At 60.2% G+C, this 23,923-nt stretch carries 30 protein-coding genes; 11 read left to right on the top strand and 19 right to left on the bottom strand.

All coding sequences use genetic code 11. The annotated features are described in order from the left end of the window. The first annotated feature begins 106 nt into the window (after window positions 1–106). Entirely contained in the window at window positions 107–961 is an 855-nt protein-coding gene (gene rpoH, locus F8N44_RS00350) for an RNA polymerase sigma factor RpoH (RefSeq protein ID WP_007913617.1), read from the top strand. Between the two features lie 199 nt (window positions 962–1,160). Here rpoH and mtgA read toward each other — a convergent pair whose 3' ends face one another. Beyond that, entirely contained in the window at window positions 1,161–1,883 is a 723-nt protein-coding gene (gene mtgA, locus F8N44_RS00345) for a monofunctional biosynthetic peptidoglycan transglycosylase (protein ID WP_150648901.1), read from the bottom strand. A 74-nt stretch (window positions 1,884–1,957) separates the two neighbouring features. On the opposite strand from mtgA, the gene F8N44_RS00340 reads away from it, so the two are divergent. From F8N44_RS00340 to trmB, 4 genes are all read left to right on the top strand, one after another. After that, window positions 1,958–2,338, top strand: a complete 381-nt coding sequence (locus F8N44_RS00340) for a DUF423 domain-containing protein (RefSeq protein ID WP_150648900.1) — start codon at window positions 1,958–1,960, stop codon at window positions 2,336–2,338. Between the two features lie 71 nt (window positions 2,339–2,409). Next, a complete protein-coding gene (thiS, locus tag F8N44_RS00335; RefSeq protein ID WP_191630837.1) occupies window positions 2,410–2,610 on the top strand; it encodes a sulfur carrier protein ThiS in 201 nt (66 codons plus the stop codon). A 60-nt stretch (window positions 2,611–2,670) separates the two neighbouring features. Continuing rightward, a complete protein-coding gene (locus F8N44_RS00330) occupies window positions 2,671–3,465 on the top strand; it encodes a thiazole synthase (RefSeq protein ID WP_007913621.1) in 795 nt (264 codons plus the stop codon). A gap of 9 nt (window positions 3,466–3,474) precedes the next feature. Then, window positions 3,475–4,200 carry a tRNA (guanosine(46)-N7)-methyltransferase TrmB gene (gene trmB / locus F8N44_RS00325; protein ID WP_150648899.1) on the top strand — a complete coding sequence of 242 codons (726 nt, stop codon included), beginning with the start codon at window positions 3,475–3,477 and terminating at the stop codon, window positions 4,198–4,200. A 131-nt stretch (window positions 4,201–4,331) separates the two neighbouring features. Here the strand turns inward: trmB and F8N44_RS00320 are convergent, their stop codons facing one another. From F8N44_RS00320 to F8N44_RS00275, 10 genes are all read right to left on the bottom strand, one after another. Beyond that, window positions 4,332–4,655: a DUF3392 domain-containing protein gene (locus F8N44_RS00320; RefSeq protein WP_007913629.1), complete on the bottom strand. Its 324-nt coding sequence runs from the start codon at window positions 4,653–4,655 to the stop codon at window positions 4,332–4,334. A gap of 22 nt (window positions 4,656–4,677) precedes the next feature. Then, the gene (gene hemW, locus F8N44_RS00315) at window positions 4,678–5,883 is read right to left on the bottom strand and encodes a radical SAM family heme chaperone HemW (protein WP_150648898.1); all 1,206 of its coding nucleotides are present in this window, start codon (window positions 5,881–5,883) and stop codon (window positions 4,678–4,680) included. Beyond that, entirely contained in the window at window positions 5,880–6,476 is a 597-nt protein-coding gene (gene rdgB / locus F8N44_RS00310; RefSeq protein ID WP_150648897.1) for an RdgB/HAM1 family non-canonical purine NTP pyrophosphatase, read from the bottom strand. The genes hemW and rdgB overlap by 4 nt, the downstream gene beginning before the upstream one ends. After that, complete coding sequence (locus F8N44_RS00305) at window positions 6,473–6,907, bottom strand: DUF4426 domain-containing protein (protein ID WP_122604428.1); 435 nt, start codon at window positions 6,905–6,907, stop codon at window positions 6,473–6,475. The genes rdgB and F8N44_RS00305 overlap by 4 nt, the downstream gene beginning before the upstream one ends. A gap of 26 nt (window positions 6,908–6,933) precedes the next feature. After that, window positions 6,934–7,554, bottom strand: coding sequence for a methionine biosynthesis protein MetW (gene metW / locus F8N44_RS00300; protein ID WP_008083798.1), 621 nt, complete (start codon window positions 7,552–7,554; stop codon window positions 6,934–6,936). Between the two features lie 7 nt (window positions 7,555–7,561). Beyond that, complete coding sequence (gene metX, locus F8N44_RS00295) at window positions 7,562–8,701, bottom strand: homoserine O-succinyltransferase MetX (protein WP_007913641.1); 1,140 nt, start codon at window positions 8,699–8,701, stop codon at window positions 7,562–7,564. Between the two features lie 327 nt (window positions 8,702–9,028). Beyond that, window positions 9,029–9,325, bottom strand: a complete 297-nt coding sequence (locus F8N44_RS00290) for a DUF167 domain-containing protein (RefSeq protein ID WP_016985982.1) — start codon at window positions 9,323–9,325, stop codon at window positions 9,029–9,031. Further along, window positions 9,322–9,912, bottom strand: a complete 591-nt coding sequence (locus F8N44_RS00285) for a YggT family protein (protein ID WP_007913643.1) — start codon at window positions 9,910–9,912, stop codon at window positions 9,322–9,324. The genes F8N44_RS00290 and F8N44_RS00285 overlap by 4 nt, the downstream gene beginning before the upstream one ends. Before the next feature lie 10 nt (window positions 9,913–9,922). After that, on the bottom strand, window positions 9,923–10,741 hold the full coding sequence (proC, locus tag F8N44_RS00280; protein WP_150648896.1) for a pyrroline-5-carboxylate reductase: 819 nt from the start codon (window positions 10,739–10,741) through the stop codon (window positions 9,923–9,925). Window positions 10,742–10,764: 23 nt separating this feature from the next. Beyond that, on the bottom strand, window positions 10,765–11,451 hold the full coding sequence (locus F8N44_RS00275) for a YggS family pyridoxal phosphate-dependent enzyme (RefSeq protein WP_150648895.1): 687 nt from the start codon (window positions 11,449–11,451) through the stop codon (window positions 10,765–10,767). Window positions 11,452–11,507: 56 nt separating this feature from the next. On the opposite strand from F8N44_RS00275, the gene F8N44_RS00270 reads away from it, so the two are divergent. Next, the gene (locus F8N44_RS00270) at window positions 11,508–12,542 is read left to right on the top strand and encodes a type IV pilus twitching motility protein PilT (RefSeq protein WP_095049465.1); all 1,035 of its coding nucleotides are present in this window, start codon (window positions 11,508–11,510) and stop codon (window positions 12,540–12,542) included. 143 nt (window positions 12,543–12,685) lie between these two features. On the opposite strand, the gene F8N44_RS00265 is transcribed toward F8N44_RS00270, so the two are convergent. Next, entirely contained in the window at window positions 12,686–13,303 is a 618-nt protein-coding gene (locus tag F8N44_RS00265) for a C40 family peptidase (RefSeq protein WP_150648894.1), read from the bottom strand. Between the two features lie 248 nt (window positions 13,304–13,551). Between F8N44_RS00265 and F8N44_RS00260 the strand changes: the two genes are divergently transcribed. Continuing rightward, window positions 13,552–13,983, top strand: coding sequence for an NINE protein (locus tag F8N44_RS00260; protein ID WP_007913651.1), 432 nt, complete (start codon window positions 13,552–13,554; stop codon window positions 13,981–13,983). Window positions 13,984–14,066: 83 nt separating this feature from the next. On the opposite strand, the gene F8N44_RS00255 is transcribed toward F8N44_RS00260, so the two are convergent. The 7 genes from F8N44_RS00255 to gshB all read right to left on the bottom strand — a co-directional run bounded on the left by F8N44_RS00255 (window position 14,067) and on the right by gshB (window position 20,114). Continuing rightward, window positions 14,067–15,338, bottom strand: coding sequence for a dihydroorotase (locus tag F8N44_RS00255; RefSeq protein WP_134176071.1), 1,272 nt, complete (start codon window positions 15,336–15,338; stop codon window positions 14,067–14,069). Continuing rightward, complete coding sequence (locus F8N44_RS00250) at window positions 15,335–16,339, bottom strand: aspartate carbamoyltransferase catalytic subunit (RefSeq protein ID WP_007913665.1); 1,005 nt, start codon at window positions 16,337–16,339, stop codon at window positions 15,335–15,337. Before F8N44_RS00250 ends, F8N44_RS00255 begins: the two co-directional genes overlap by 4 nt. 27 nt (window positions 16,340–16,366) lie before the next feature. After that, window positions 16,367–16,873 (bottom strand): bifunctional pyr operon transcriptional regulator/uracil phosphoribosyltransferase PyrR, encoded by a 507-nt coding sequence (gene pyrR, locus F8N44_RS00245; protein WP_150648893.1) that lies wholly within the window; start codon window positions 16,871–16,873, stop codon window positions 16,367–16,369. Window positions 16,874–16,953: 80 nt separating this feature from the next. Next, the gene (gene ruvX, locus F8N44_RS00240) at window positions 16,954–17,391 is read right to left on the bottom strand and encodes a Holliday junction resolvase RuvX (protein WP_008077844.1); all 438 of its coding nucleotides are present in this window, start codon (window positions 17,389–17,391) and stop codon (window positions 16,954–16,956) included. Next, window positions 17,391–17,963: a YqgE/AlgH family protein gene (locus tag F8N44_RS00235; protein ID WP_016985971.1), complete on the bottom strand. Its 573-nt coding sequence runs from the start codon at window positions 17,961–17,963 to the stop codon at window positions 17,391–17,393. Before F8N44_RS00235 ends, ruvX begins: the two co-directional genes overlap by 1 nt. Before the next feature lie 172 nt (window positions 17,964–18,135). Beyond that, window positions 18,136–19,035 (bottom strand): energy transducer TonB, encoded by a 900-nt coding sequence (locus F8N44_RS00230; RefSeq protein WP_150648892.1) that lies wholly within the window; start codon window positions 19,033–19,035, stop codon window positions 18,136–18,138. 107 nt (window positions 19,036–19,142) lie between these two features. Continuing rightward, complete coding sequence (gene gshB, locus F8N44_RS00225) at window positions 19,143–20,114, bottom strand: glutathione synthase (protein ID WP_150648891.1); 972 nt, start codon at window positions 20,112–20,114, stop codon at window positions 19,143–19,145. 225 nt (window positions 20,115–20,339) lie between these two features. Here gshB and pilG point away from each other — a divergent pair, with 225 nt between their 5' ends. From pilG to F8N44_RS00200, 4 genes are all read left to right on the top strand, one after another. Then, complete coding sequence (gene pilG, locus F8N44_RS00220) at window positions 20,340–20,744, top strand: twitching motility response regulator PilG (RefSeq protein ID WP_007913673.1); 405 nt, start codon at window positions 20,340–20,342, stop codon at window positions 20,742–20,744. 60 nt (window positions 20,745–20,804) lie between these two features. Beyond that, a complete protein-coding gene (gene pilH, locus F8N44_RS00215) occupies window positions 20,805–21,170 on the top strand; it encodes a twitching motility response regulator PilH (RefSeq protein ID WP_007913674.1) in 366 nt (121 codons plus the stop codon). Between the two features lie 10 nt (window positions 21,171–21,180). After that, window positions 21,181–21,720 (top strand): chemotaxis protein CheW, encoded by a 540-nt coding sequence (locus tag F8N44_RS00210; protein ID WP_007913675.1) that lies wholly within the window; start codon window positions 21,181–21,183, stop codon window positions 21,718–21,720. 154 nt (window positions 21,721–21,874) lie between these two features. Further along, window positions 21,875–23,923 carry a methyl-accepting chemotaxis protein gene (locus tag F8N44_RS00200; RefSeq protein WP_150648890.1) on the top strand — a complete coding sequence of 683 codons (2,049 nt, stop codon included), beginning with the start codon at window positions 21,875–21,877 and terminating at the stop codon, window positions 23,921–23,923.

Raw genomic sequence — 23,923 nt, 5'->3', positions numbered from 1 at the left:
TGCGCGTGATTGACCTCGCGGTTTTTTTGGGAACTTGCACTTGAATTCCCGGTCAATTTTTCGCAGTGCCGAGAGGCACGAGTATGTAAGTGGGAGGTTTTTTCGTATGACCAATTCTTTGCAACCTGCGTATGCGTTGGTTCCGGGTGCGAACCTGGAAGCCTACGTGCACACCGTCAACAGCATTCCATTGCTGACGCCGGAGCAGGAGCGTGAACTGGCCGAGAGTCTCTACTATGAGCAGGATTTGGGGGCGGCTCGGCAGATGGTGCTCGCCCACCTGCGTTTTGTTGTACATATCGCCCGTAGCTATTCCGGCTACGGTCTGGCTCAGGCTGACCTGATCCAGGAAGGTAACGTCGGCCTGATGAAGGCCGTAAAGCGCTTCAACCCGGAAATGGGTGTGCGTCTGGTGTCGTTCGCCGTGCACTGGATCAAGGCGGAAATTCACGAGTTCATCCTGCGCAACTGGCGCATTGTGAAAGTCGCGACCACCAAGGCCCAGCGCAAGCTGTTCTTCAACCTGCGCAGCCAGAAGAAACGTCTGGCGTGGCTGAACAACGAGGAAGTCCACCGTGTGGCGGAAAGCCTCGGCGTTGAGCCACGGGAAGTGCGCGAGATGGAAAGTCGTCTGACCGGCCATGACATGGCCTTCGACCCGGCTGCTGAAGCCGACGACGACAGCGCTTTCCAGTCGCCGGCCAACTATCTGGAAGACCACCGGTACGACCCGGCGCGTCAACTGGAAGATGCCGACTGGAGCGACAACTCCAACAGCAACCTGCACGAAGCCCTGGAAGTGCTGGACGAGCGCAGCCGTGACATCCTCTACCAGCGCTGGCTGGCAGAAGAGAAAGCCACGCTGCACGACCTGGCGCAGAAGTACAACGTGTCAGCCGAGCGGATCCGTCAGCTCGAGAAGAGCGCGATGAACAAGCTCAAGTTGTCGATTGCCGCATAACCGGCGAGCAGGCAATAAAAAACGCCCCGATCAGCGATGATCGGGGCGTTTTCATTTGTGCGGACATACTGGCCCCTGTGGGAGCGAGCCTGCTCGCGAAAGCGGTGTGTCAGTTTGCATTGATGTTTCTGGTACACCGCTTTCGCGAGCAGGCTCGCTCCCACAGGGGGTCTTCAGGGTTTGGAAGATTCGTGACTGGTTATCGAGACCACGGTGCCCGGCGCGAATCGTTGAGCCCCAACAGATAACTATCCCCACCCAACTGACTCATCTGCTGCCGAATCCACCCGGCCCGCCGCGAGACATAAGCGGTCGGATGGCTGGCACTCCAGACACGCGGATTGGGCAGAACAGCCGCCAGATAACTCGCCTGCTGCCGTGACAACGACTTCGCGCTCACACCAAAGTGATGGCGGGCTGCGGCTTCGGCGCCAAACACCCCGTCATCCCACTCGACGCTGTTGAGATACACCTCAAGAATCCGCTGCTTGGGCCATAACACCTCGATCAGTGCGGTAAACCACGCCTCCAGGCCTTTGCGCAGATAGCTGCGCCCCGCCCACAAGAACAGGTTTTTCGACACCTGCTGACTCAAGGTGCTGGCGCCGCGAATCGATCCACCGAGCTCGTTGTGCGCCAGTGCTGCTTGGATTGCGCTGAAATCAAAACCCCAGTGCTCGGGGAATTTCTGATCCTCTCCGGCCATGACCGCGACTTTAAGATCGTCGGAGATCTCGTCCCACGGCTTCCACGTACGCTGCAGGTCAATCGGCTCGCCGTCGACCCACGATTCAATCTTGCGCTCGACCATCAGCGCCGTGCCCGGCGGCGGCACGAAGCGAAACACCAGCACCAGCAAGACGCTGCCACCGGCGAACCAGAGCAGGGCCTTCGTGAGACGACGGAAAATAGTACGCAGCATAGAGATGGCTTGGCCGAACCGGTGGAGCGGGCCATTATACAGACCCTGCCGATCGCGTCTGACTGGAGTTCCCAATGCTGCGTGGCTTTTTGATGCTGGCTGCTTTTTTCGGTTTCACCGGGGTCGCTTTGGGTGCGTTCGCCGCCCATGGCCTGAAAAACCGCCTGACACCCGAGTACCTGACGATTTTCCACACGGGCGTGACCTATCAACTGGTGCACACCTTGGCGCTGTTTGGTGTGGCGCTGTTGGCCACGCAGATTCAGGGGCGGCTGGTTGCTTGGGCCGGCGTGTCGTTCACCATCGGAATTCTGCTGTTCTCGGGCAGTCTGTACGTGCTGACCACCACCGGCATCAGCAAGCTCGGCATCATCACCCCGTTCGGTGGCCTGGCATTTCTGGCCGGTTGGGTTTGCCTTGGGCTCGCCGCCTGGCGCTTGCAACCAACCGCTTGACGCTTGGTGCTGACCTTTAGGTCATGATCGGGCTAGAATGCCAGCCCCTAAAAACGATGGCGGCGTTGCGCATGCGCATTCAGTTGAACGGCGAATTCCTTGAACTGCCCGACGGTGAAACCGTTGCGGCCCTGATCACCCGTCTGGAACTGACCGGACGCCGGGTGGCAGTCGAACTCAATCTGGATATCGTCCCGCGCAGCCAGCATGCCGACACCACGCTCAATGACGGTGACAACGTCGAAGTGGTGCACGCCATCGGCGGCGGCTGATCGCCCGCCCCGCGAGGGCACAGAATTCTGCAAGACCCTCACCCTTAAAGAGGATTCCCCATGAGCATCGTTCGTAGCGACAAGCCTTTTGTGCTGGCCGGTCGTACTTACCAGTCGCGTTTGCTGGTTGGTACCGGCAAGTACCGTGACATGGAAGAAACCCGTCAGGCCATCGAAGCCTCGGGTGCCGAGATCGTCACCTTCGCCGTGCGCCGCACCAACCTGGGCCAGATCGAAGGCGAGCCGAACCTGCTCGATGTGCTGTCGCCGGAGCGCTACACCTTCTTGCCGAACACCGCCGGTTGCTACGACGCCATCGAAGCTGTGCGCACCTGCCGCCTGGCCCGTGAGCTGCTCGACGGCCACAACCTGGTGAAGCTGGAAGTACTGGCCGATCAGAAAACCCTGTTTCCCAACGTCATCGAAACCCTCAAGGCTGCGGAAACGCTGGTCAAAGAAGGCTTCGACGTGATGGTTTATACCAGCGATGACCCGATCATCGCCCGGCAACTGGCAGAAATCGGCTGCATCGCAGTGATGCCGCTGGCCGGTCTGATCGGTTCCGGTCTGGGGATCTGCAACCCGTACAACCTGCAGATCATCCTCGAAGAAGCCAAGATTCCCGTGCTGGTCGATGCCGGTGTCGGCACTGCGTCCGACGCAACCATCGCCATGGAACTGGGTTGCGATGCGGTGCTGATGAACTCGGCCATCGCCCACGCCCAGCAGCCGGTGATGATGGCCGAAGCCATGAAACACGCCATCGTTGCAGGCCGCTTGGCCTACCTCGCTGGCCGTATGCCGAAAAAACTCTATGCCAGCGCCTCTTCGCCGCTGGATGGTCTGATCAAGTAAGAGCCATTGATGACTGAATCGAACGACACGCCTATCCAGACGGAAGAAGGCGACGAGCGCCAACACCGCCGCATCAAGAGTTTCGTGATGCGCGCCGGGCGCATGACCGAAGGCCAGCAACGCGGTCTGGATCAGGGCGCGCCGCTGTACGTACTGCCGCTGGCCGACGCGCCGGTGGATTACGATCAAGTGTTCGGCCGTTCGGCACCGCGCTCGCTGGAGATCGGTTTCGGCATGGGCCACTCGCTGCTGGAAATGGCTGCGGCGGCGCCGGAGCAGGATTTCATCGGTGTCGAAGTTCACCGTCCGGGTGTTGGCGCGCTGCTCAATGGCGTGCTGACTCAGGGCCTGACCAACCTGCGGGTCTACGATTGCGACGCGATCGAAGTGCTCAACCGCTGTATCGCCGACAACAGCCTAGATCGCCTGATGCTGTTTTTCCCGGATCCGTGGCACAAGAGTCGTCACCACAAGCGTCGCATCGTTCAGGCCTCGTTCGCTGAACTGGTGCGCAGCAAGTTGAAGGTTGGCGGGATTCTGCACATGGCCACCGACTGGGAGCCGTACGCCGAATACATGCTGGAAGTGATGAACGTCGCCCCGGGCTACAGCAACCTCGCCGAAGACGGCAAGTGCGTACCCCGCCCTGCCGAACGCCCGATCACCAAGTTCGAACGCCGCGGCGAACGTCTTGGCCATGGCGTGTGGGACCTGAAGTTCGAAAAACTCGCTTAAGCATCACGCAATAAAACCTGTGGGAGCGAGCCTGCTCGCGAAAGCGGATGTTCATTCAACACTGATGTTGACTGACACACCGTATTCGCGAGCAGGCTCGCTCCCACAGTTGTTTTGGGGTGTTTGCGGAGTCAGCGGCGGTCGGCGACTACGCCGATGAGCACGAGGACTACCAGCAGCACTGGCGCCAGGCTGTAGTTGTTGAACTGGCTCAAACCCTTGATCACCCACGGCGTTGCATAGATCAGCGCCGCGCCGCTGCCGATCACGCAGAGCAGCGCCATCAATGGCACGCGCAAGGCACCGGCGATGCTGCCCAGGCGTTGCTCGACCCAGCCTTTGAAATCAGCGCCGAACAGCACCAGCAGGCAGCCCACCAAGGCCAGGGCAATTTCCGAGAGGTTGCTGCGGCTCCAGCGGGAGACGGTGGCGAGCAGGTCGAGTATCAAATCCATGCGTTTTCCCTTAGCACTGAAATCAGTTCAGAAATTGTTGCAGCAAGTCGTTGAGAAACAGCTGTCCGCGCTCGGTGGCCGCCAGACGTGACGGTTCGACCCGCAACAGACCGCTTTGTTCTGCCGCCGCCCGGCCTTCGGCGAGGCTTTCCAGCGACAGGCCAGTGCGCTCCGGATACAGGCGCGATTCGACGCCAGCGGTCAGGCGCAAAGCGTTCATCAGAAACTCGAACGGCATCTCGTCGTTAGTCAGCGCTTTTTCACCAGCCTGAAAGCTTTTTTCCGGGTTGAGATAGTCCTTCGGCAGCCGCGTCTTCCACGTACGCACAATGCGCCCGTCCGGATGGCTCAACTTGCCATGCGCACCCGCGCCGATGCCGATGAAGTCGCCGAAACTCCAGTAATTGAGGTTATGCCGCGCCGGGCGCCCGGACTGTGCATAAGCCGAGACTTCGTATTGCGCGTAACCGTGCTCGGCCAGCAGCGCCTGCCCGGCCTCTTGAATGTCCCACAATGTGTCGTCTTCCGGCAGAACTGGCGGTTGGTTCCAGAACACCGTGTTCGGCTCCAGCGTCAGCTGATACCAGGAGATGTGCGTCGGATTCAATGCGATGGCCTGGCGCAGATCGCTCAAGGCATCGTCCAGCGACTGATCGGGCAAACCGTGCATCAAGTCGAGGTTGAAGTTATCGAACCCGGCCTGCCGCGCCATCCCGGCCGCGCGCACTGCTTCGTCACCGTTGTGAATCCGCCCCAGCGCCTTGAGTTTTTCCTGCTGAAAGCTCTGGATCCCGATCGACAGGCGATTGATCCCCAGCTTGCGGTAGGCGACGAACTTCTCTTGTTCGAACGTACCGGGGTTGGCTTCCAGAGTGATTTCAATGTCTTCAGCAAACGGAATGCGTTGTTCGACGCCTTCCAGCAAACGCCCAAGCGCTTCGGCACTGAACAGGCTCGGCGTGCCGCCACCAAAAAAGATCGAGCTGATTTCGCGGCCGTAAACCGCGTGCAGGTCCTGATCGAGATCGGCCAGCAAGGCGTCGACGTATTCCTGCTCCGGCAAAACCGGGCTGGCAGTGTGCGAGTTGAAGTCGCAATACGGGCATTTGCGCACACACCACGGGATGTGGATGTACAGCGCCAAGGGCGGCAGCGTTGGCAACGGCGCCCGAGGCGAAGAGGCGGCGCCGCCGACAATCAGCGACGACGCGGAAGAGTCACGGGTCATTTCAAGCCCAGACGCTGGCGCAGCAGATCCATTGCACGGGCGCGGTGGCTGATCTGGTTCTTATCGGCAGGGCTCAGTTCGGCGCTGGACACGTCGCGTTCCGGCACCCAGAACAGCGGGTCATAACCGAAACCGTGCTCGCCGCTGGCAGCCGTCAGAATCCTTCCACGCCACAGGCCTTCGCAGAGAATCGGCAGCGGATCATCGGCGTGACGCACCAGCGCCAATACACAAACGAACTGCGCACCGCGCTCGGCTTGCGGCACATCCTTCAGCGCATCGAGCAGTTTGGCGTTGTTCGCCGCATCGCCCTTGCCGTCGGCATAGCGCGCCGAATAGATGCCCGGCGCGCCGCCAAGGAAATCCACCGCCAGACCGGAATCGTCGGCCAGCGCCGGAAGCCCGGAAATGCGTGCGGCGTTACGCGCCTTGAGAATCGCGTTCTCGACGAACGACAGACCGGTTTCTTCCGGTTCGACCTTGCTCCACTCGCCAATCGAGCGCAGTTGCACCGATTCGCCGAGCATGGCCTGGAGTTCTTTGAGTTTGCCGGCGTTATGGCTGGCCAGTACGAGCTGCTTGATGTTCATCATTCGCCGGGAAAGAGTTCTTGGTTGAAATTGATGGTGTTGATCTTGTCGCCGTTCTGCACCTTGATCTCAAAGGTGCGGGTTTCCTGCTGTTCCACCGGGTACTGGGCGATGTAGTAGATCGCGCCTTGTTCGGTGACTTGGCGGAATTTCAGCGGCACGCTTTGGCTGGTCAAGTCTTTGACTGTGCCAGTGACGTTGGCGACCAGCGGTTTGCCGTCCTTGATCACCGATACATTGATCACGCCCTGGTTCTTGCTGCGGATCAACTCCGCGGCTTTGGCGATGTCCGGTTGCAGGAACGTCGAGTTGAAGGTGTTGTAGTGCACCGTTACGTCGCCAAAGGTTTCCTTGCGCTCACCCTTGATGACGTCGGCCGCCAGAGCGCTGGCGCTCAGGCAGGCAGTCAATAACAACAACGCTAAACGACCCATGATCGTGCTCCTCGAAATGACGGGATTCAGACCGCGACTTTGTGGTCTGCAAGCTGCGGGCTGCTGACGCGGTAGATACCGATCTCACCTAACAGATTAGGCCATAGCTTACTGGCCCACCCGTGACGGTGCTGTTGATCCACGGCAAGCCGATCAATGACCTTCGCATCACGTTCGCGGCAAAGTTCTTCAAAGTCCTCGAAGGTGCAGAAGTGGATGTTCGGTGTGTTGTACCAGGTGTACGGCAGAAACTCGGACACCGGCATGCGGCCCTTGCTCGCCAGATACCAGCGGCAGCGCCAGTGGCCGAAATTGGGGAAGGTGATGATGCACTGACGGCCGACGCGAAGCATTTCGTCGAGGATCTTGTCCGGGTAGTGCACGGCTTGCAGGGCCTGGGTCATGACGACGATGTCGAAACTGTTGCTGGCGAAGTTGCCCAGCCCCTTGTCCAGATCCTGCTCGATGACGTTGATGCCTTTGGCCACGCACTCGGCGATGTTGTCGGCGTCGTTTTCCAGGCCATAACCGGTGACGTTCTTGTTGTCGCGCAGCCAGGTCAGCAGTTCGCCGTCACCGCAACCAAGGTCGAGGACGCGGCTGCCGGCGGGGATCCATTCCTGGATGATTTCCAGATCAGCTCTCATGGCTTTCTCACAACGTGATGCGGTTCATGTAATTACCGAACGCCTGCAAGTAGCGCGGGATCGGAATCAGGAAGGCGTCGTGGCCCTGCGGTGCGTCGATTTCCAGATAGCTGACGTCTTTGCGCGCCGCCATCAATGCATCCACTAGTTCACGCGAACGGGCCGGGGAGAAACGCCAGTCGGTGGTGAACGACATCACGCAGAACTTGGCCGTGGCGTTTTCAAAGGTTTTCGCCAGGTTATCGTCGAAGTTCGCCGCCGGATCGAAGTAATCCAGCGCCTTGGTCATCAACAGATAGGTGTTGGCGTCGAAGCGTCCGGAGAACTCTTCGCCTTGATAGCGCAGGTAGCTTTCGACCTGGAACTCTACGCTGTGGAAGTCGTAGTTGAGCTTTTCGCTCTTCAGGCCGCGGCCGAATTTCTCGCCCATCGAGTCGTCGGACAGATAAGTGATGTGCCCGACCATCCGCGCCAGCATCAGGCCGCGTTTGGGGATCACGCCTGCTTCCTGGAACGAACCGCCGTGGAATTCCGGATCAGTGAGGATCGCCTGACGTGCGACTTCGTTGAAGGCGATGTTCTGTGCCGACAACTTCGGTGCCGAGGCGATAGCCAGGCAGTGGCGCACGCGATCCGGGTAAGTGATGGTCCATTGCAGCGCCTGCATGCCGCCGAGGCTGCCGCCGATCACTGCCGCCCACTGGCCGATGCCGAGCAGGTCAGCGAGACGCGCCTGGCTGTGCACCCAGTCTTCCACGGTGAGTACCGGGAAGTCGGCACCGAACGGTTTTCCGGTCTCCGGGTTGATACTGCTCGGGCCGGTGGAGCCGTTGCAGCCGCCGAGGTTGTTCAGGCTGACCACGAAGAACTTGTTGGTATCGATCGGTTTGCCGGGGCCGATGCAGCTGTCCCACCAACCGGGCTTGCGGTCGTCGACGCTGTGATAGCCGGCCGCGTGATGGTGGCCGGACAAGGCGTGGCAAATCAGTACGGCGTTGCTCGCTTGTGCGTTCAGCGTGCCGTAGGTTTCGTAGATCAGGTCATAGGCGGCCAGCGAGCGGCCACAGGCCAGCGCCAGCGGTTCGCTGAAGTGCGCGGTTTGCGGCGTCACCAGACCAACAGAATCGGGGGGAAAGGCAGTTGGCATCGACCCTGCTCTCGTTGAAATGAGGCGTAAGTCTAAAGACCGGGGGGGTTAGCGGCAAGCGGCCCTCACCCTAGCCCTCTCCCAGAGGTAGAGGGGACCGACCGAGGTGTTCTTTTGAGCTACGCCGACCTGATCTATCGAGTCGAACTCAGGCCTTGAAAACCACCAGAATCGGCTCCCTCTCCGGAGGAAGAGGGGACTGATTGGGTGGATGTTCGAGATACGCCGACGAGGGATAACGAGTTGAACTCAGGTTCGAAAACACCATAGATCGGCTCCCTCTCCAGGGGGAGAGGGCTGGGGTGAGGGGTACAGGCGCCGCAAAACTCAAGACAAGCGCCCAACCAACCCCGGCAAATCCGGCAACTTCTTCGGCGAACAAATCTTCACCCGTTTCTGCCGGTTCAACTCACCACTGAGCAAACTGACCTGGCTCTTGGAAACCCCAAACGCCTTGGCCAGAAAGCCCAGCAGATAAGCATTGGCTTTGCCCTCGACCGGCGGCGCGGTCAGGCGGATTTTCAGGCGATCCCCATGCAGCCCGGCGAAGTCATCGCTGCGGGCTGCCGGTTGCAGGTGACACTCGAGGATCAAGTCGTCACCGTCCCATCGAAACCAGCTCACATCAGCAGACGGAGGATTTCCGGCATCATCGTCATCGCCGCCAGATTGTTGATCACCAGCATGTCGATCAGCTTGAGCGCGAGGAAGGCGAAGATCGGCGACAGATCCAGACCGCCGAGATTCGGCAGAAAGCGGCGGAACGGCGCCAATGCCGGCTCGCAGATCTGGTTGACCAGCTCAGCGCCCGGATTGTGGCTGCCCGGTGCGACCCACGACAGAATCACGCTGATGATCAGGGCGAAGAAGAAGATCTTCAGGAACAGCGCGGTCACGCCGATCAGCGACCAGATAAACAGTTGCAGCGGATTGCCGGTGGTGCCGTAAGTCAGCAGCAGGGTCAGCGCCATCAGCGCCAGTTGCACCAGAATCGCCAGCACCAGCGACGACATGTCCAGACCGAACAGGCTCGGAATGATCCGCCGCAGTGGTTTGAGCAGTGGCTGGGTCGCTTTGACGATGAACTGGCACAGCGGGTTGTAGAAGTTTGCCCGTACCAGTTGCAGCACGAAGCGCAGCAGCACGATCAGCAGGTACAGACTGCCGAGGGTTTGCAGCACGTAAACCGCTGCGGTGTTCAATCCAATCATGTAAGGCTCCTTATTTGCCCAGTTGTTCGGCCATTTCGGCCGAGCGGTGCGCGGCGGCGCCGAGTGCGGTTTCGACCAGGGCTTCGAAGCCATTGGCCTGGAATGATTTGATTGCAGCTTCCGTGGTGCCATTTGGCGAGGTCACGCGGCGGCGCAGTTCGGCGGCGTCAACGTCGCTGGAAACAGCCATGTGCGCGGCGCCCAGCGCCGTTTGCAGGGTCAGTTGCTCGGCGATTTCCTTCGGCAGGCCGAGTTTGACGCCGGCGGCAGTCATCGCTTCGATCAGCAGGAAGAAGTAGGCAGGGCCGGAACCGGACACAGCGGTGACGGCGTCCAGTTGCTGTTCTTCATTCAGCCACAGGGCAATGCCGACAGCGGACAGCAGTTCTTCGGCTTGCTGACGTTGCTCGGCAGTCACTTCGCTGGTCGCGTACAAACCGCTGACGCCTTGGCGCAGCAGCGCCGGGGTATTGGGCATGCAACGCACGATCGGCTGCTCGCCAAGCCACGCGGTCATGCTGGCGCAGGTGATACCGGCAGCAATCGACACCACCAGTTGATTCGGTTTCAGGCTTGGGCGAATCGCTTCGCACACGGTTTTCATGGCCTGCGGCTTGACCGCCAGCACGATCACATCGACGCCGTCGATGGCCTGAGCATTGTCGGCGAAAGTTTCGATGCCGTGTTCGGCACTGACCTTGGCGCGGGTTTCTTCACCCGGGTCGCTGGCACGGATCTGCCCGGCTTCCAGTCCCTTGGCGCGCAGGCCGCCAATCAGACTGGCCGCCATGTTGCCCGCACCGATAAACGCAATACGTGTGTTGCTCATGTGTGGTCCTTATCTGGAATCGTTCAAGACTGGGAATAATCACGGGCGCCAAACAGGGCGGTACCGATACGCACCCAGGTGGCGCCTTGAGCAATGGCCGACTCGAGGTCGTGGCTCATGCCCATGGAAAGTGTGTCGAGCGGCAGATCGAGGCTCGCCTGCAATTTCTGCACGGCGGCGAAGGCCGCGTCCTGCTCGGCGCGGTCGTCGGTTGGCTCGGGAATCGCCATCAAGCCACGCAATTTCAGGCGCGGTAATGCGTTGATGGCCTCGGCCAATGCCGGCAGATCGTCAGGCGTGCAGCCGGACTTGCTGGCCTCACCGCTGACGTTGACCTGAATACAGATGTTCAGCGGCGGCAGTTCAGCCGGGCGCTGTTCGGACAGACGTTGAGCGATTTTCAGGCGATCCACGGAATGCACCCAGTCGAAATGCTCGGCGATGGCGCGAGTCTTGTTCGATTGAATGGGGCCGATGAAGTGCCAGATCAAGGGCAGGTCGGCCAGTTCGAGCTGTTTGCCCAAGGCTTCCTGCAGGTAGTTCTCGCCAAAGTCGCGCAGGCCGGCGGCATATGCTTCGCGCAGGGCCTGAGCGGGTTTGGTCTTGCTGACCGCGAGCAACTGGACGCTGTTTTCAGCGCGGTTTGCAGCTGTTACCGCTGCCTGGATGCGCGAACTAACCAGTTGGATGTTGTCTGCTATCGTGGACATCAAGAGGCGCCAGCGGTCTGAAGGTTCGCGGCATTCTACTGGAATTGAGGAGCGCTATGGATATCACTGAATTGCTGGCCTTCAGCGCCAAACAGGGCGCTTCCGACCTGCACCTGTCGGCCGGCCTGCCGCCGATGATCCGTGTCGATGGCGATGTGCGGCGGATCAATCTGCCGGCGCTGGATCACAAGCAAGTGCACGAACTGATCTACGACATCATGAACGACACCCAGCGGGTCGACTTCGAGAAACATCTGGAAACCGACTTTTCCTTTGAAGTGCCGGGTGTCGCGCGGTTCCGGGTTAACGCCTTCAACCAGAACCGTGGCGCCGGGGCGGTGTTTCGTACCATTCCGTCGAAGGTGTTGAGCATGGAAGATCTGGCCATGGGCGATGTCTTTCGCAAGATCACCGATGCGCCGCGCGGGCTGGTGCTGGTCACCGGGCCGACCGGTTCCGGCAAATCGACCACGCTGGCGGCGATGATCGATTACCTCAATACCCATCGGCATCACCACATTTTGACCATTGAAGATCCGATCGAATTTGTTCACGAATCGCGTAAATGCCTGATCAATCAGCGCGAAGTTCACCGTGATACTCGCAGTTTCGCCACCGCATTGCGTTCAGCGTTGCGCGAAGACCCGGATGTGATTCTGGTCGGTGAGATGCGCGATCTGGAAACCATCCGCTTGGCGCTCACCGCTGCGGAAACCGGTCATCTGGTGTTCGGCACGCTGCACACCACCTCCGCGGCGAAAACCATCGATCGCGTGGTCGACGTATTCCCCGGTGACGAGAAGTCGATGGTGCGTTCGATGCTGTCGGAGTCGTTGCTGGCGGTGGTCTCGCAGACGCTGATCAAGAAGATCGGCGGCGGGCGGGTGGCGGCGCACGAGATCATGCTGGGCACGTCGGCGATCCGTAATCTGATCCGTGAGGACAAGGTGGCGCAGATGTATTCGGCGATTCAGACCGGTGGGTCGTTGGGGATGCAGACACTGGACATGTGCCTGAAGGATCTGCTGACCAAGGGTTTGATCAGTCGCGAGCATGCACGGGAGAAAGCGCGTACGCCGGATAATTTCTGAGGAGGAGTTGTGTTGCTATTACCGGCCTCTTCGCGAGCAGGCTCGCTCCCACAGGGGATTTGCGTCGTTCACAAATCAAATGTGGGAGCGAGCCTGCTCGCGAAGGGGCCAGTACTGCTTGAGCAGATTACGGATCAGTCAGCTCAGCGCTGAACCACGCGCATCTGGCTCTGTTCTTTCGGCAACACACGCTTGGCCACCACGTAGTGCTGCTGCCAGTACGGCTTGTTCAACGTATCGATGCTCACCGCTTTGCCACGGCGCGGTGCGTGGATGAAGCGGTCGTTGCCCAGGTAAATGGCAACGTGGTTGACCCGACGGCTCTTGATGTTGAAGAAAATCAGATCGCCCGGCTTCAGATCCTTGCGTTCGACTTTCTCGCCGTGGCCGCTGGCCATGGCATTAGAGGTGCGTGGCAGGTCGAACGTAGCGTCGTTGAACGCGTATTTCACCAGACCGCTGCAATCGAAGCCTTTACTTGGGCTGCTGCCGCCCCAACGATAAGGTGTACCGAGGACGTTCACAGCACGGCTCAGCACATTGCTGCTTTCCTTGCTCGCCATCGGTGGCACCAGCTTGCTGTGGCTCTTGGTGCTCAGCGTGACGGTTTTGCTTTTGCTGCTTTTGCTCGAAGGAGCCGAAGCATGGGATTTAGGGGTGAAGCCGTTAACGTTGGGAAGACGTTGCTCACGATTGGTGGCGTGGGCGGCCAGTGGCATTAATAGGCAGATGGTTAGCCATGTCTTGAAAAATGGTCGCATTAGGCGTGGCTCTTAAGTGATAGCGCGCAACTTTATAACAGAGTTTTTTTTCATTCCGAGTCCGTTGGTCGATTCACTTGGCAGCCTACGGAACCAAATAAGCGGCAAATGGACGCAATTGTCGGACAGAAGTCAGGTGCTATAAGGCTTTGACGGTGGCAACGGTAACATTTGCCGTACGTCGGCTACCTGTAAAAAAGTCACAAAGAATTCAAGAATATTTATCTATCGAGTGAATCGAGGTCTTCATGAACCCCTATCAACAATTTGTTCAGCAGCAAGATACGCACAGCAAAATCATTGGTTATCTGCTGTGGATTTTCGGTTTTACCGGTGCTCACCGCTTCTACTACGGTAAACCGGTGACCGGGACGATCTGGTTCTTCACCTTCGGTTTGCTGGGCATTGGCTGGTTGATCGACCTGTTCCTGATCCCGGCGATGGATCGCGAGGCGGATCTGCGTTTTACCGCAGGGCCGATCGAATACAACGTGGCGTGGATTCTGCTGACGTTCCTTGGCGCGCTGGGCGTGCACCGGATGTATCAGGGCAAGTGGATCAGTGGCCTGATCTATCTGCTGACGGGCGGGTTGTTCTTTCTAGGGGTGCTGTATGACTTCTGGACGCTGAATGATCAGGTCTCGGTGCGTAACGCTGAAGGCAGAGGCGCCTTCCAGTAAAGCTTCGCGAGCAAGCTCGCTCCCATAGGGTTCGCGGTGATCCTTGTGGGAGCGAGCTTGCTCGCGAAAGGGGCGACGCGGTATCAAGCCTGGTGACTGATCCGCCCATCCACCAAGGTGTAGCGAACCACACCCGGCAATGTGTGCCCAATGAACGGGCAGTTCTCACCCTTCGACAACCAGTTCTCACCGGCCACCGTCGAAGCCTGCGGGTCGAACAGCACGATATCCGCCGCCCCACCCACCGCCAGTTTGCCAGCCGGCAGGCGCAGCGCTTCAGCCGGGCCTGCGCTCAGACGTGCCAGCAAGGTCGGCAGATCGAGCAACCCATCCTCAACCAGCGTCATCGCCAGCGGCAGCAGCAGTTCAACACTGCTGATGCCCGGCTCTGTCGCGCCGAACGGCGCCAGTTTGGCATCGCGTTCGTGCGGCTGGTGATGGCTGGAAATCGCCGACACCACGCCGGATTTCACTGCTTCACGCAAACCGTCGCGATCCGCACGAGTGCGCAGCGGCGGTTGCACGTGATAGAGGCTGCTGAAGTCGATCAGCGCTTCGTCGGTCAGAATCAGCTGATACAGCGCGACATCCGCCGTCACCTTCAAACCACGCGCCTGCGCCTGAGCGATCAGGGCAACGCCGCGAGCGCTGGTCAACTGGCTGAAGTGCGCGCGCACGCCAGTCTGCTCGACCAGCAACAGATCACGGGCCAATGCCACGGTTTCAGCGGTTTCCGGAATCCCCGGCAGGCCGAGGAAACTGGCGACGGCGCCTTCGTGGGCCAAGCCACCTTCAGCCAGATCATGATCCTGCGAGTTGAAAATCACCGTCAGGTCGAACGTTGCCGCGTATTCCAGCGCCCGGCACAGGGTGCGGGTGTTGCGGAAACTCTCCAGACCGTTGCCGAACGCCACACAACCGGCGTCGCGCAGCGCCACCAGCTCAGCCAGTTGCTCGCCGTCCAGACCTTTGCTCAGCGCGCCAATCGGGAACACCTTGGTATTGCCGGCTTCGCGGGCGCGGTCGAGGATCAGCTCGGCCACAGCGGAGGTGTCGAGCACCGGTTTGGTCTTCGGCGGGCAGCACAGGCTGGTCACACCGCCGGCAGCCGCTGCGCGGGTTTCGCTGATGATCGAACCTTTGCGGCTGTAACCCGGCTCGCGCAGGGCCACGTTCAGATCGACGAGGCCCGGAGCGGCGACGAGGCCTTGGGCATCAATGGTTTCTACTGCTGTGAAACCCGCTGGGGCGGCGCCGAGGGCGACGATCTTGCAGGCTTCAACGTGAATGTCGGTAACTTGATCCAGGCCGCTGCTTGGATCGATGACGCGTGCGCCGAGAATGCTGAGCTTCACTGGGCGTTCTCCTGCTCGAATTGACGCTGCGCGGTTTGCCCGCTCATGGCCATGGACAGCACGGCCATACGAATTGCGATGCCGTAGGTGACCTGATTGAGGATCACCGAGTGAGGGCCGTCGGCCACTGCGGACTCGATCTCCACGCCACGGTTGATCGGCCCCGGGTGCATGACGATGCAATCCGGTTTGGCCCCGGCCAGACGCGCGGTGGTCAGGCCGAACAGGCGGTAGAACTCGCCTTCGCTCGGCAGCAGGCCGCCGGTCATGCGTTCACGCTGCAGGCGCAGCATGATCACCACGTCGACGTCTTTCAGGCCTTCGGTCATGTCGGTGTAAACCTTCACGCCGTATTGCTCGATGCCGATCGGCAGCAGGGTTTTCGGCGCGATCACACGGATGTCCGGGCAACCGAGGGTTTTCAGTGCGAGCATGTTCGAGCGCGCCACCCGCGAGTGCAGGATGTCGCCGACGATGGCCACCGAGAGGTTTTCGAAACCGCCCTTGTGCCGACGGATGGTGAGCATATCGAGCATGCCCTGCGTCGGGTGCGCGTGACGGCCGTCGCCGCCGTTGATGATCGCCACTTGCGGGCACACGTGCTCGGCGATGAAGTGCGCGGCACCGGAATCACCGTGGCGCACGACGAACATGTCGGCGGCCATGGCTTCGAGGTTGCGCAGGGTGTCGAGCAGCGTTTCACCCTTGCTTGCCGACGAGGTCGACACGTTCAGGGTGATTACGTCCGCCGACAGCCGCTGGGCCGCCAGTTCGAAGGTGGTGCGGGTGCGCGTGGAGTTTTCGAAGAACACGTTGCACACGGTCTTGCCGCGCAGCAACGGGACTTTCTTCACCGCCCGGGCACCGACTTCGAGGAACGAGTCGGCAGTGTCGAGGATTTCCGTCAGCAACTCGCGGCGCAGGCCGTCGAGCGAGAGGAAGTGGCGCAGCTGGCCCTGATCATTGAGCTGCAGCGGGCGCTTGGTATCTAGAGGCGTCATCGCGAAGGGGACTCTCAATAGGGCGGATTAAAGGGACATGTCTTGCAGTTCGAGCGTCAACGGCTCGGGGCCGGACAGCTTTACCCGTTCGTGAGCGGCCAGCGACAGCGTCGCGCCGACCACGTTGGGGCGGATCGGCAGCTCGCCGGCATCCAGGTCCAGCAGGCAGACCAGGGTCACGCTGGCCGGGCGGCCGTAGTCGAACAATTCGTTCATGGCGGCGCGGATGGTGCGGCCGCTCATCAATACATCGTCGATCAGCACCAGATGCTGGCCTTCGATCTCGAAGGGCAGGGCGGACGGGCGCACTTGCGGGTGCAGACCGTTCTGGCTGAAGTCGTCGCGGTAGAAAGAAACATCCAGCGTGCCCAGTGGCGCATCGCTGCCCAATTCCTTGAGCAAGGCCTGCGCGACCCAGATGCCGCCAGTGCGAATGCCGATGTAACGCGGTTCAGTGATTTCACGCTGGGCAAGGTGCGCCTTGAGGCGGTTCGCCATCTGGCTGATCAGATCGGCGGGATTTGGCAGGCTCATGGTTGCTCCTTGTTAGGGGCGAGTCGGGTCCTTGGACACGACTCGGTTTTTCACTCAAAAGAAAAGCGCCGAAGCGCTTGTCAGGATTCAAACAATGCAGTGTTTTCATCGAGCCAGCCCTGCAACAGCAGAGCGGCGGCGATGGCGTCCACCGGGTTGTCGCGGTAACTGCCCTTTTGGCCGCCACGGACCAGACGCTCGCCCTTGGCCTCGAAGGTGGTCAGGCGTTCGTCGTGGGTATAGAAGGGCACGTTGAAGCGGCCATTGAGGCGGCGGGCGAATTTTTCCGCGCGCAGGCACATTTCGCTCGGCGTGCCGTCCATGTTCAGCGGCAGGCCGACGACCACGGCGTCGGGCTTCCATTCTTTTATAAGGGCTTCGACCTGGTTCCAGTCCGGCACACCGTTTTGTGCCTTCAAGGTGCACAGCTCGCGGGCCTGACCGGTAATCACCTGGCCGACCGCGACGCCGATCTGTTTGGTGCCGTAGTCGAAGCCGAGAATCAGGCGCAGGGCCATCAGGCGTGACCTGCCTGGCTGGTCAGCAAGCTGAGGTTGATCCCCAAGTGCCGGGCCGCCGCTTCCAGACGCAGTTCGCTGCTGGTGTTGAACAGGATGTCGGCGTCGTACGGGCAGTTCAGCCAGGCGTTGTCGGCGAGTTCCGCTTCCAGTTGCCCGGCTTCCCAACCGGCGTAACCGAGGGCAATCAGGCTTTTCGCCGGGCCGACGCCGTCCGCGATGGCGAACAGCACATCCTGCGAAGTCGACAGGGCCAGATCGCCGTCCAGCTGCGCGGTGGCCTGGAAGGTTTTCCCCGCTGGATGCAGGACAAAACCGCGATCGGTCTGCACCGGGCCGCCGATAAAGATCGGTACGTGTTGGCACAGTGCTGGCGGGTCGATGTCCGGGCGCAGCTGCTCAAGGATGTCGGCCAGATTCAGCTCTTGCGGCCGGTTGACCACAATCCCCATAGCGCCATTGGCCGTGTGCTCGACGATGTAGGTCAAGGTGTGGGCAAAGTTCGGGTCGGCCATGTGTGGCATGGCGATCAGGAATTGATGCTTGAGGTAACTGGGGCTGACGTTTTTCATGTGCGCTAGTGTGGCGTTCGGGGGGCAAACTGACAAGCTGGAGATGCAGGTGACACACCGATCCAATGTGGGAGCGAGCCTGCTCGCGAAAGCGGTGGATCAGTCACATCAATGTTGAATGACACACCGCATTCGCGAGCAGGCTCGCTCCCACAGGGGATTTGCGGTGTATTCAATTGCTCGAGAGCTTGTCGCCGCGAGCAAATTTCCACGTGCGGATGATTTCCAGACGGTCGATATCCGACAAGTCCCCGGTAAACGGGGCAAACGGTGCCGCCAGTCGAACAATGCGCTGCGCCGCCTGATCCAGCAGCGGCTGGCCGGAAGACTCCAGCACCAGCACTTCATACAGCGAGCCGTCGCGATTGATCGAGACCATCAGGCGCAAATTGCCGTAGATCTGCTTGCGCCGTGCTTCTTCGGGGTAATTGAGGTTGCCGATGCGCTCGACCTTCTTGCGCCAGTCGTCTTTGTACCAGGCGCCCTTGTCGCGCATGGTCGACGCCGCGCTCAAGCGGTGAATACGCGGACGCTTGGCGTACAGCTGTTGTTCCTTGGCCAGTTCCGCTTCGAGGCTGGCGATGTCGCTGGACAGCTGCGAGCTGTCGAATTCCGGCGCATCAACCGTCGGTTTGACCTCGGTCTTGGCTTCTTCTTTCTTGGTCGGTGCTTTTTTCGGCTTCGGCGCGACGGTGGTCACCGCTGCCTTGGGCGCGGCTTCCTGCACTTGCGGCTTGGCGGCCGGTGGCGGGGTAACTTTCTTGACCTGATTGTCCTGGAACGGCGCCACTTCGGTAGTCTTCGGGATCGCCTTCTTGTCCAGCGTGCCGCTACCTTCCTGATTTTCCTGCGCAAGAAAGTCAGCCTTCTCCGGCTTCTTTTCGCTCTTGAAGGTAGCGAGGGTGATTTCCAGGGTTTTGCTGATTTGCTTGGGCTCGACCATCGTGAAGCCGACGCCGAGCAGCAGCGCCAAATGGATCAGCGCTGCGAGGAACAGGGTAAATCCGAGGCGATCGGCCGGGCGCACGCCACGGTGGGCGAGTTCTGCGGGCAGATCGGACGGGAGGGTCATGACAAGAAAACCAACATCGCGTTTTTCAGAGGCTGCGCATGATAACGCAATGTTGGTTTCACGCCTTGGGCTTCACGCTTCAAGCGACAGACTGCATGTGACGTGCATCAAGCTTGTGGCTTTTTGCCGGCGGCTTGCAGCTTCTTGGCGATCGCGTCCATCAGCAGGCCGCCAATGTCAGTGCCGAAGGCATTGTCGATTTCACGGATGCAGGTCGGGCTGGTGACGTTGATTTCGGTCAGGCTTTCACCGATCACATCGAGACCAACGAACAGCAGACCTTTCTCACGCAAGGTCGGGCCGACCTGAGCAGCGATCCAGCGATCCTTGTCAGTCAGCGGGCGCGCTTCGCCACGACCACCGGCAGCGAGGTTGCCACGGGTTTCGCCCTGCGCCGGAATCCGCGCCAGGCAGTAATCCACCGGCTCGCCGTCGATCATCAGGATGCGTTTGTCGCCGTCCTTGATCGCTGGCAGGTAGGCCTGGCCCATGATCTGCTGGCCACCGAGGGCGGTCAGGGTTTCCAGAATCACCGACAGGTTCGGATCGCCCGCACGGTGACGGAAGATCGAGGTGCCGCCCATGCCGTCCAGCGGCTTGAGGATCACGTCGCCGTGCTTGGCAGCGAATTCACGCAGCACGTCGGCGCGGCGGCTGACGATGGTCGGCGGCGTGCACTGCGGGAACAGCGTGGCGAACAGCTTTTCATTGCAGTCGCGCAGGCTCTGCGGCTTGTTCACCACCAGTACGCCAGCGGTTTCGGCCTGTTCGAGCAGGTAGGTGGAGTAGACGAACTCCATGTCGAACGGCGGATCCTTGCGCATCAGGATCACGTCGAGATCGCTCAGCAGGTTGTCCTGCTCGGCGTCCAGTTCGAACCATTTTTCCGGGTTGGCGAAGACTTTCAGCGGCTTCATCCGCGCCCGTGCCTGACCTTCGCCCTGATACAGGTCGCGCTGTTCCATATAAAACAGTTCCCAGCCACGCTTTTGCGCGGCCAGCAGCATGGCCAGCGAGCTATCCTTTTTATAGGAGATGCTGGCGATAGGGTCCATGACAATCCCGACGCGAACGCTCATTGGGTTTTCCTCGAAAATTGGCTACCGGATCGGTATTGAAAAAGTGCCGCCAGAGTGGCGCCGGGCGGGTTTTCGGTCAAGGAAAAACCCGTCGATAGATTGCATCTGGAGACTGTGCTAAAAAGGCTGCCATGCCGTGCTGGCCCTTGAGCATCAAGGGTTTCCAGCCATCAGTCATCGCAAAACGGACAATTTGATTCGCAAAGGCGACGGTAGAGCCCTCTTATGGAACAGCAGTCCAGCGCCTTGAAGGTCATGGTGATCGACGACTCGAAAACGATTCGTCGCACCGCCGAAACCTTGTTGAAGAATGTCGGGTGCGAAGTCATCACGGCGATCGATGGTTTCGATGCTTTGGCGAAGATCGCCGACAACCATCCCGGGATCATTTTTGTCGACATCATGATGCCGCGTCTGGATGGTTATCAGACCTGCGCTTTAATCAAGAACAACAGTGCGTTCAAGGCCACGCCGGTGATCATGCTGTCATCGCGTGACGGGCTGTTCGACAAGGCCAAGGGGCGGATTGTCGGTTCTGATCAATTTTTGACCAAGCCTTTCAGCAAGGAAGAACTGCTCAACGCGATCCAGGCCCATGTTCCGGGCTTCGCCGCCGTTTTGCCGCAGTAAGACACGTACAGTGACGCTCGGCCAGCGGGCCGGGCGTCGACAAGAAAAATGGGGAAAACCATGGCACGTATCCTGATCGTCGATGATTCGCCGACTGAAATGTACAAACTGACCGGCATGCTCGAAAAGCACGGCCATGAAGTGCTCAAAGCCGAAAACGGCGCCGACGGCGTGGCCCTGGCCCGTCAGGAAAAACCCGACGCGGTGCTGATGGACATCGTCATGCCCGGCCTCAACGGTTTTCAGGCGACCCGCCAGTTGACCAAGGATGCCGATACCAGCCACATCCCGGTGATCATCATCACCACCAAGGATCAGGAAACCGACAAGGTCTGGGGCACCCGTCAGGGCGCCAAGGACTACCTGACCAAACCGGTCGACGAAGACACCCTGATCAAGACCCTGAACAACGTGCTCAAAGGCTGATCGCGCAACCATGAGCGAATCGCTGACCGCGTTCGAACTGCTCTGGCAAATCGACCAGCGCTGCCGCTTGCTGGCGGCGGACCTGCCGTCGCAACCGGCGCGCCAGGATCGCTGGAGCGGCATCGGCTTTCGCCTCGGCGAGCATTGGTATGTGGCGCCGATGGGCGAAGTCAGCGAAGTGCTGCACGAACCGCGCTTCACTCAGTTGCCCGGGGTCAAGCCGTGGGTCAAAGGCGTGGCTAATCTGCGCGGGCGGCTGTTGCCGATCATGGATTTGTGCGGATTTTTCGGCCATGAACTGTCGCCGTTGCGTAAACAGCGGCGGGTATTGGTGGTCGAGCATGGCGATGTGTTCGCCGGGCTGATGGTCGATGAGGTTATTGGCTTGCAACATTTCGAGCAGGACAGCTTCGAACCGATCTCGATCAGCAAACGCCAGGGCTCCAAGGCCGAGTTCGTCAAAGGCTACTTCCGCCGCGAGCAGAACTGGCGAGTGTTCAGCCTGTTTGCCCTGGCGAAATCCCCGGTGTTCATGAGCGTCGCGATATAACAGATTCAACACCGTCCCCTGTGGGAGCGAGCCTGCTCGCGAAGAGGGCGTGTCAGGCAAGATAAATATTGGCTGACCCAGCGCTTTCGCGAGCAGGCTCGCTCCCACAGGGATTGCAGCAGGCCTCAAAGGTGTGGGTAAAGGGCGAGGACCGATGACAAAAGCAAAAACAGGCAAGCCGGCGGAAGGCTCGCGCAGTCGCTCGCAGATCATCGTGCTGTTCATCGCACTGATCGTGTTCATCATGCTGCTGTTCGCCAACTTCGCGTACCTCAACACCCAGGCGAACTACGACAAACAGTACATCGGCCACGCCGGTGAGCTGCGCGTGCTGTCGCAACGCATTGCCAAAAACGCTACCGAAGCCGCCGCCGGCAAGGCTGCCGCGTTCAAGCTACTCAGCGATGCGCGCAACGATTTCGCCCAGCGCTGGAGTTACCTGAAAAAAGGCGACCCAACCACCGGCCTGCCGCCAGCGCCGGCCACCGTGCGCCCGGAAATGCGCGCCGTGCAGCTGGACTGGGAGCGCCTGCTGAAAAACACCGACGCTATTCTTTCCAGCGAGCAGACCGTGTTGTCGCTGCATCAGGTCGCCGCAACCTTGGCCGAAACCGTGCCGCAGTTGCAGATCGAATACGAAAAAGTCGTCGAAATCCTCCTGCAACGTGGTGCCCCGGCCGCGCAAGTAGCGATGGCCCAGCGTCAGTCGCTGCTGGCCGAACGCATTCTCGGCGCGGTCAACACGGTGCTCGCCGGCGACGAAAACTCGCAGCAAGCCGCCGATGCCTTCGGCCGCGACGCCACCCGTTTCGGCCAAGTGCTCAACGGCATGCTGCAAGGCAACCCGGCGCTGAAAATCAGCCAGGTCGAAGACCGCGACGCCCGTGCGCGTTTGAGCGAAATCTCCGAGCTGTTCCAGTTCGTCTCCGGCTCCGTTGATGAAATCCTCGAAACCTCGCCGGAGCTGTTCAAGGTCCGCGAGTCGGCGAGCAATATCTTCAGCCTCTCGCAAACCCTGCTCGACGAAGCCTCGCACCTGGCCACTCGCTTCGAGAACCTCGCCGGCGGACGCAATACCGACACCATCGGTGGCTACGTCCTCGGTTTGCTGGCGCTGGCCTCGATCATCCTTATCGGTCTGGTGATGGTCCGGGAAACCAATCGCCAGTTGCGTGAAACCGCCGAGAAGAACGAGCGCAATCAGAACGCGATCATGCGCCTGCTCGACGAAATCGAAGACCTCGCCGATGGCGACCTCACCGTGACCGCCTCGGTGACCGAAGACTTCACCGGCACCATCGCCGACTCGATCAACTATTCCGTCGACCAACTGCGCGATCTGGTCGCGACCATCAACCTCACCGCCGGCCAGGTCGCCGCTGCGGTGCAGGAAACCCAGGCCACCGCCATGCACCTGGCGCAGGCCTCGGAGCATCAGGCCCAGCAGATTTCCGAAGCCTCGACCGCGATCAGCGACATGGCCGAATCCATCGATCAGGTCTCGGCCAACGCCGCCGAGTCTTCAGCGGTCGCCGAGCGTTCCGTGGAGATCGCCAACAAGGGCAACGAGGTGGTGCACAACACCATCCACGGCATGGACAACATTCGCGAACAGATTCAGGACACCGCCAAACGCATCAAGCGTCTGGGCGAGTCGTCGCAGGAAATCGGCGACATCGTCAGCCTGATCGACGACATCGCTGACCAGACCAACATCCTCGCCCTCAACGCGGCGATTCAGGCGTCGATGGCCGGTGATGCCGGGCGCGGTTTTGCCGTGGTCGCCGACGAAGTGCAGCGCCTCGCCGAGCGCTCGTCCGCTGCTACCCGGCAGATCGAAACCCTGGTGCGGGCGATTCAGACTGACACCAACGAAGCCGTTATTTCCATGGAACAAACCACCACCGAAGTGGTGCGCGGCGCGCGACTGGCGCAGGATGCCGGTGTGGCCCTGGAAGAAATCGAAGGCGTGTCGAAGACTCTCGCGGCGCTGATTCAAAGTATCTCCAACGCGGCGCAGCAGCAGACCTCGTCGGCCGGGCAGATCTCGCTGACGATGAACGTGATCCAGCAGATCACCTCGCAGACTTCGTCCGGCTCCACCGCCACCGCAGAAAGCATCGGCAACCTGGCGAAAATGGCCAGTCAGTTGCGGCGTTCAGTGTCCGGGTTCACCTTGCCGGCGGCGACAGATAAAGCGTGA

The sequence above is a fragment of the Pseudomonas fluorescens genome (assembly GCF_902497745.1).
Lineage (GTDB): Bacteria > Pseudomonadota > Gammaproteobacteria > Pseudomonadales > Pseudomonadaceae > Aquipseudomonas > Aquipseudomonas fluorescens_BM.
Note: the sequence above shows the minus strand (reverse complement) of the source record. Positions and strands in the feature narration are given on the sequence as shown.

Coding starts and splice junctions, on each gene's coding strand:
- rpoH (WP_007913617.1), top strand. CDS start 107: ATGACCAATTCTTTGCAACCTGCGTATGCGTTGGTTCCGGGTGCGAAC.
- mtgA (WP_150648901.1), bottom strand. CDS start 1,883: ATGCTGCGTACTATTTTCCGTCGTCTCACGAAGGCCCTGCTCTGGTTC.
- F8N44_RS00340 (WP_150648900.1), top strand. CDS start 1,958: ATGCTGCGTGGCTTTTTGATGCTGGCTGCTTTTTTCGGTTTCACCGGG.
- thiS (WP_191630837.1), top strand. CDS start 2,410: ATGCGCATTCAGTTGAACGGCGAATTCCTTGAACTGCCCGACGGTGAA.
- F8N44_RS00330 (WP_007913621.1), top strand. CDS start 2,671: ATGAGCATCGTTCGTAGCGACAAGCCTTTTGTGCTGGCCGGTCGTACT.
- trmB (WP_150648899.1), top strand. CDS start 3,475: ATGACTGAATCGAACGACACGCCTATCCAGACGGAAGAAGGCGACGAG.
- F8N44_RS00320 (WP_007913629.1), bottom strand. CDS start 4,655: ATGGATTTGATACTCGACCTGCTCGCCACCGTCTCCCGCTGGAGCCGC.
- hemW (WP_150648898.1), bottom strand. CDS start 5,883: ATGACCCGTGACTCTTCCGCGTCGTCGCTGATTGTCGGCGGCGCCGCC.
- rdgB (WP_150648897.1), bottom strand. CDS start 6,476: ATGATGAACATCAAGCAGCTCGTACTGGCCAGCCATAACGCCGGCAAA.
- F8N44_RS00305 (WP_122604428.1), bottom strand. CDS start 6,907: ATGGGTCGTTTAGCGTTGTTGTTATTGACTGCCTGCCTGAGCGCCAGC.
- metW (WP_008083798.1), bottom strand. CDS start 7,554: ATGAGAGCTGATCTGGAAATCATCCAGGAATGGATCCCCGCCGGCAGC.
- metX (WP_007913641.1), bottom strand. CDS start 8,701: ATGCCAACTGCCTTTCCCCCCGATTCTGTTGGTCTGGTGACGCCGCAA.
- F8N44_RS00285 (WP_007913643.1), bottom strand. CDS start 9,912: ATGATTGGATTGAACACCGCAGCGGTTTACGTGCTGCAAACCCTCGGC.
- proC (WP_150648896.1), bottom strand. CDS start 10,741: ATGAGCAACACACGTATTGCGTTTATCGGTGCGGGCAACATGGCGGCC.
- F8N44_RS00275 (WP_150648895.1), bottom strand. CDS start 11,451: ATGTCCACGATAGCAGACAACATCCAACTGGTTAGTTCGCGCATCCAG.
- F8N44_RS00270 (WP_095049465.1), top strand. CDS start 11,508: ATGGATATCACTGAATTGCTGGCCTTCAGCGCCAAACAGGGCGCTTCC.
- F8N44_RS00265 (WP_150648894.1), bottom strand. CDS start 13,303: ATGCGACCATTTTTCAAGACATGGCTAACCATCTGCCTATTAATGCCA.
- F8N44_RS00260 (WP_007913651.1), top strand. CDS start 13,552: ATGAACCCCTATCAACAATTTGTTCAGCAGCAAGATACGCACAGCAAA.
- F8N44_RS00250 (WP_007913665.1), bottom strand. CDS start 16,339: ATGACGCCTCTAGATACCAAGCGCCCGCTGCAGCTCAATGATCAGGGC.
- pyrR (WP_150648893.1), bottom strand. CDS start 16,873: ATGAGCCTGCCAAATCCCGCCGATCTGATCAGCCAGATGGCGAACCGC.
- ruvX (WP_008077844.1), bottom strand. CDS start 17,391: ATGGCCCTGCGCCTGATTCTCGGCTTCGACTACGGCACCAAACAGATC.
- F8N44_RS00235 (WP_016985971.1), bottom strand. CDS start 17,963: ATGAAAAACGTCAGCCCCAGTTACCTCAAGCATCAATTCCTGATCGCC.
- F8N44_RS00230 (WP_150648892.1), bottom strand. CDS start 19,035: ATGACCCTCCCGTCCGATCTGCCCGCAGAACTCGCCCACCGTGGCGTG.
- gshB (WP_150648891.1), bottom strand. CDS start 20,114: ATGAGCGTTCGCGTCGGGATTGTCATGGACCCTATCGCCAGCATCTCC.
- pilG (WP_007913673.1), top strand. CDS start 20,340: ATGGAACAGCAGTCCAGCGCCTTGAAGGTCATGGTGATCGACGACTCG.
- pilH (WP_007913674.1), top strand. CDS start 20,805: ATGGCACGTATCCTGATCGTCGATGATTCGCCGACTGAAATGTACAAA.
- F8N44_RS00210 (WP_007913675.1), top strand. CDS start 21,181: ATGAGCGAATCGCTGACCGCGTTCGAACTGCTCTGGCAAATCGACCAG.
- F8N44_RS00200 (WP_150648890.1), top strand. CDS start 21,875: ATGACAAAAGCAAAAACAGGCAAGCCGGCGGAAGGCTCGCGCAGTCGC.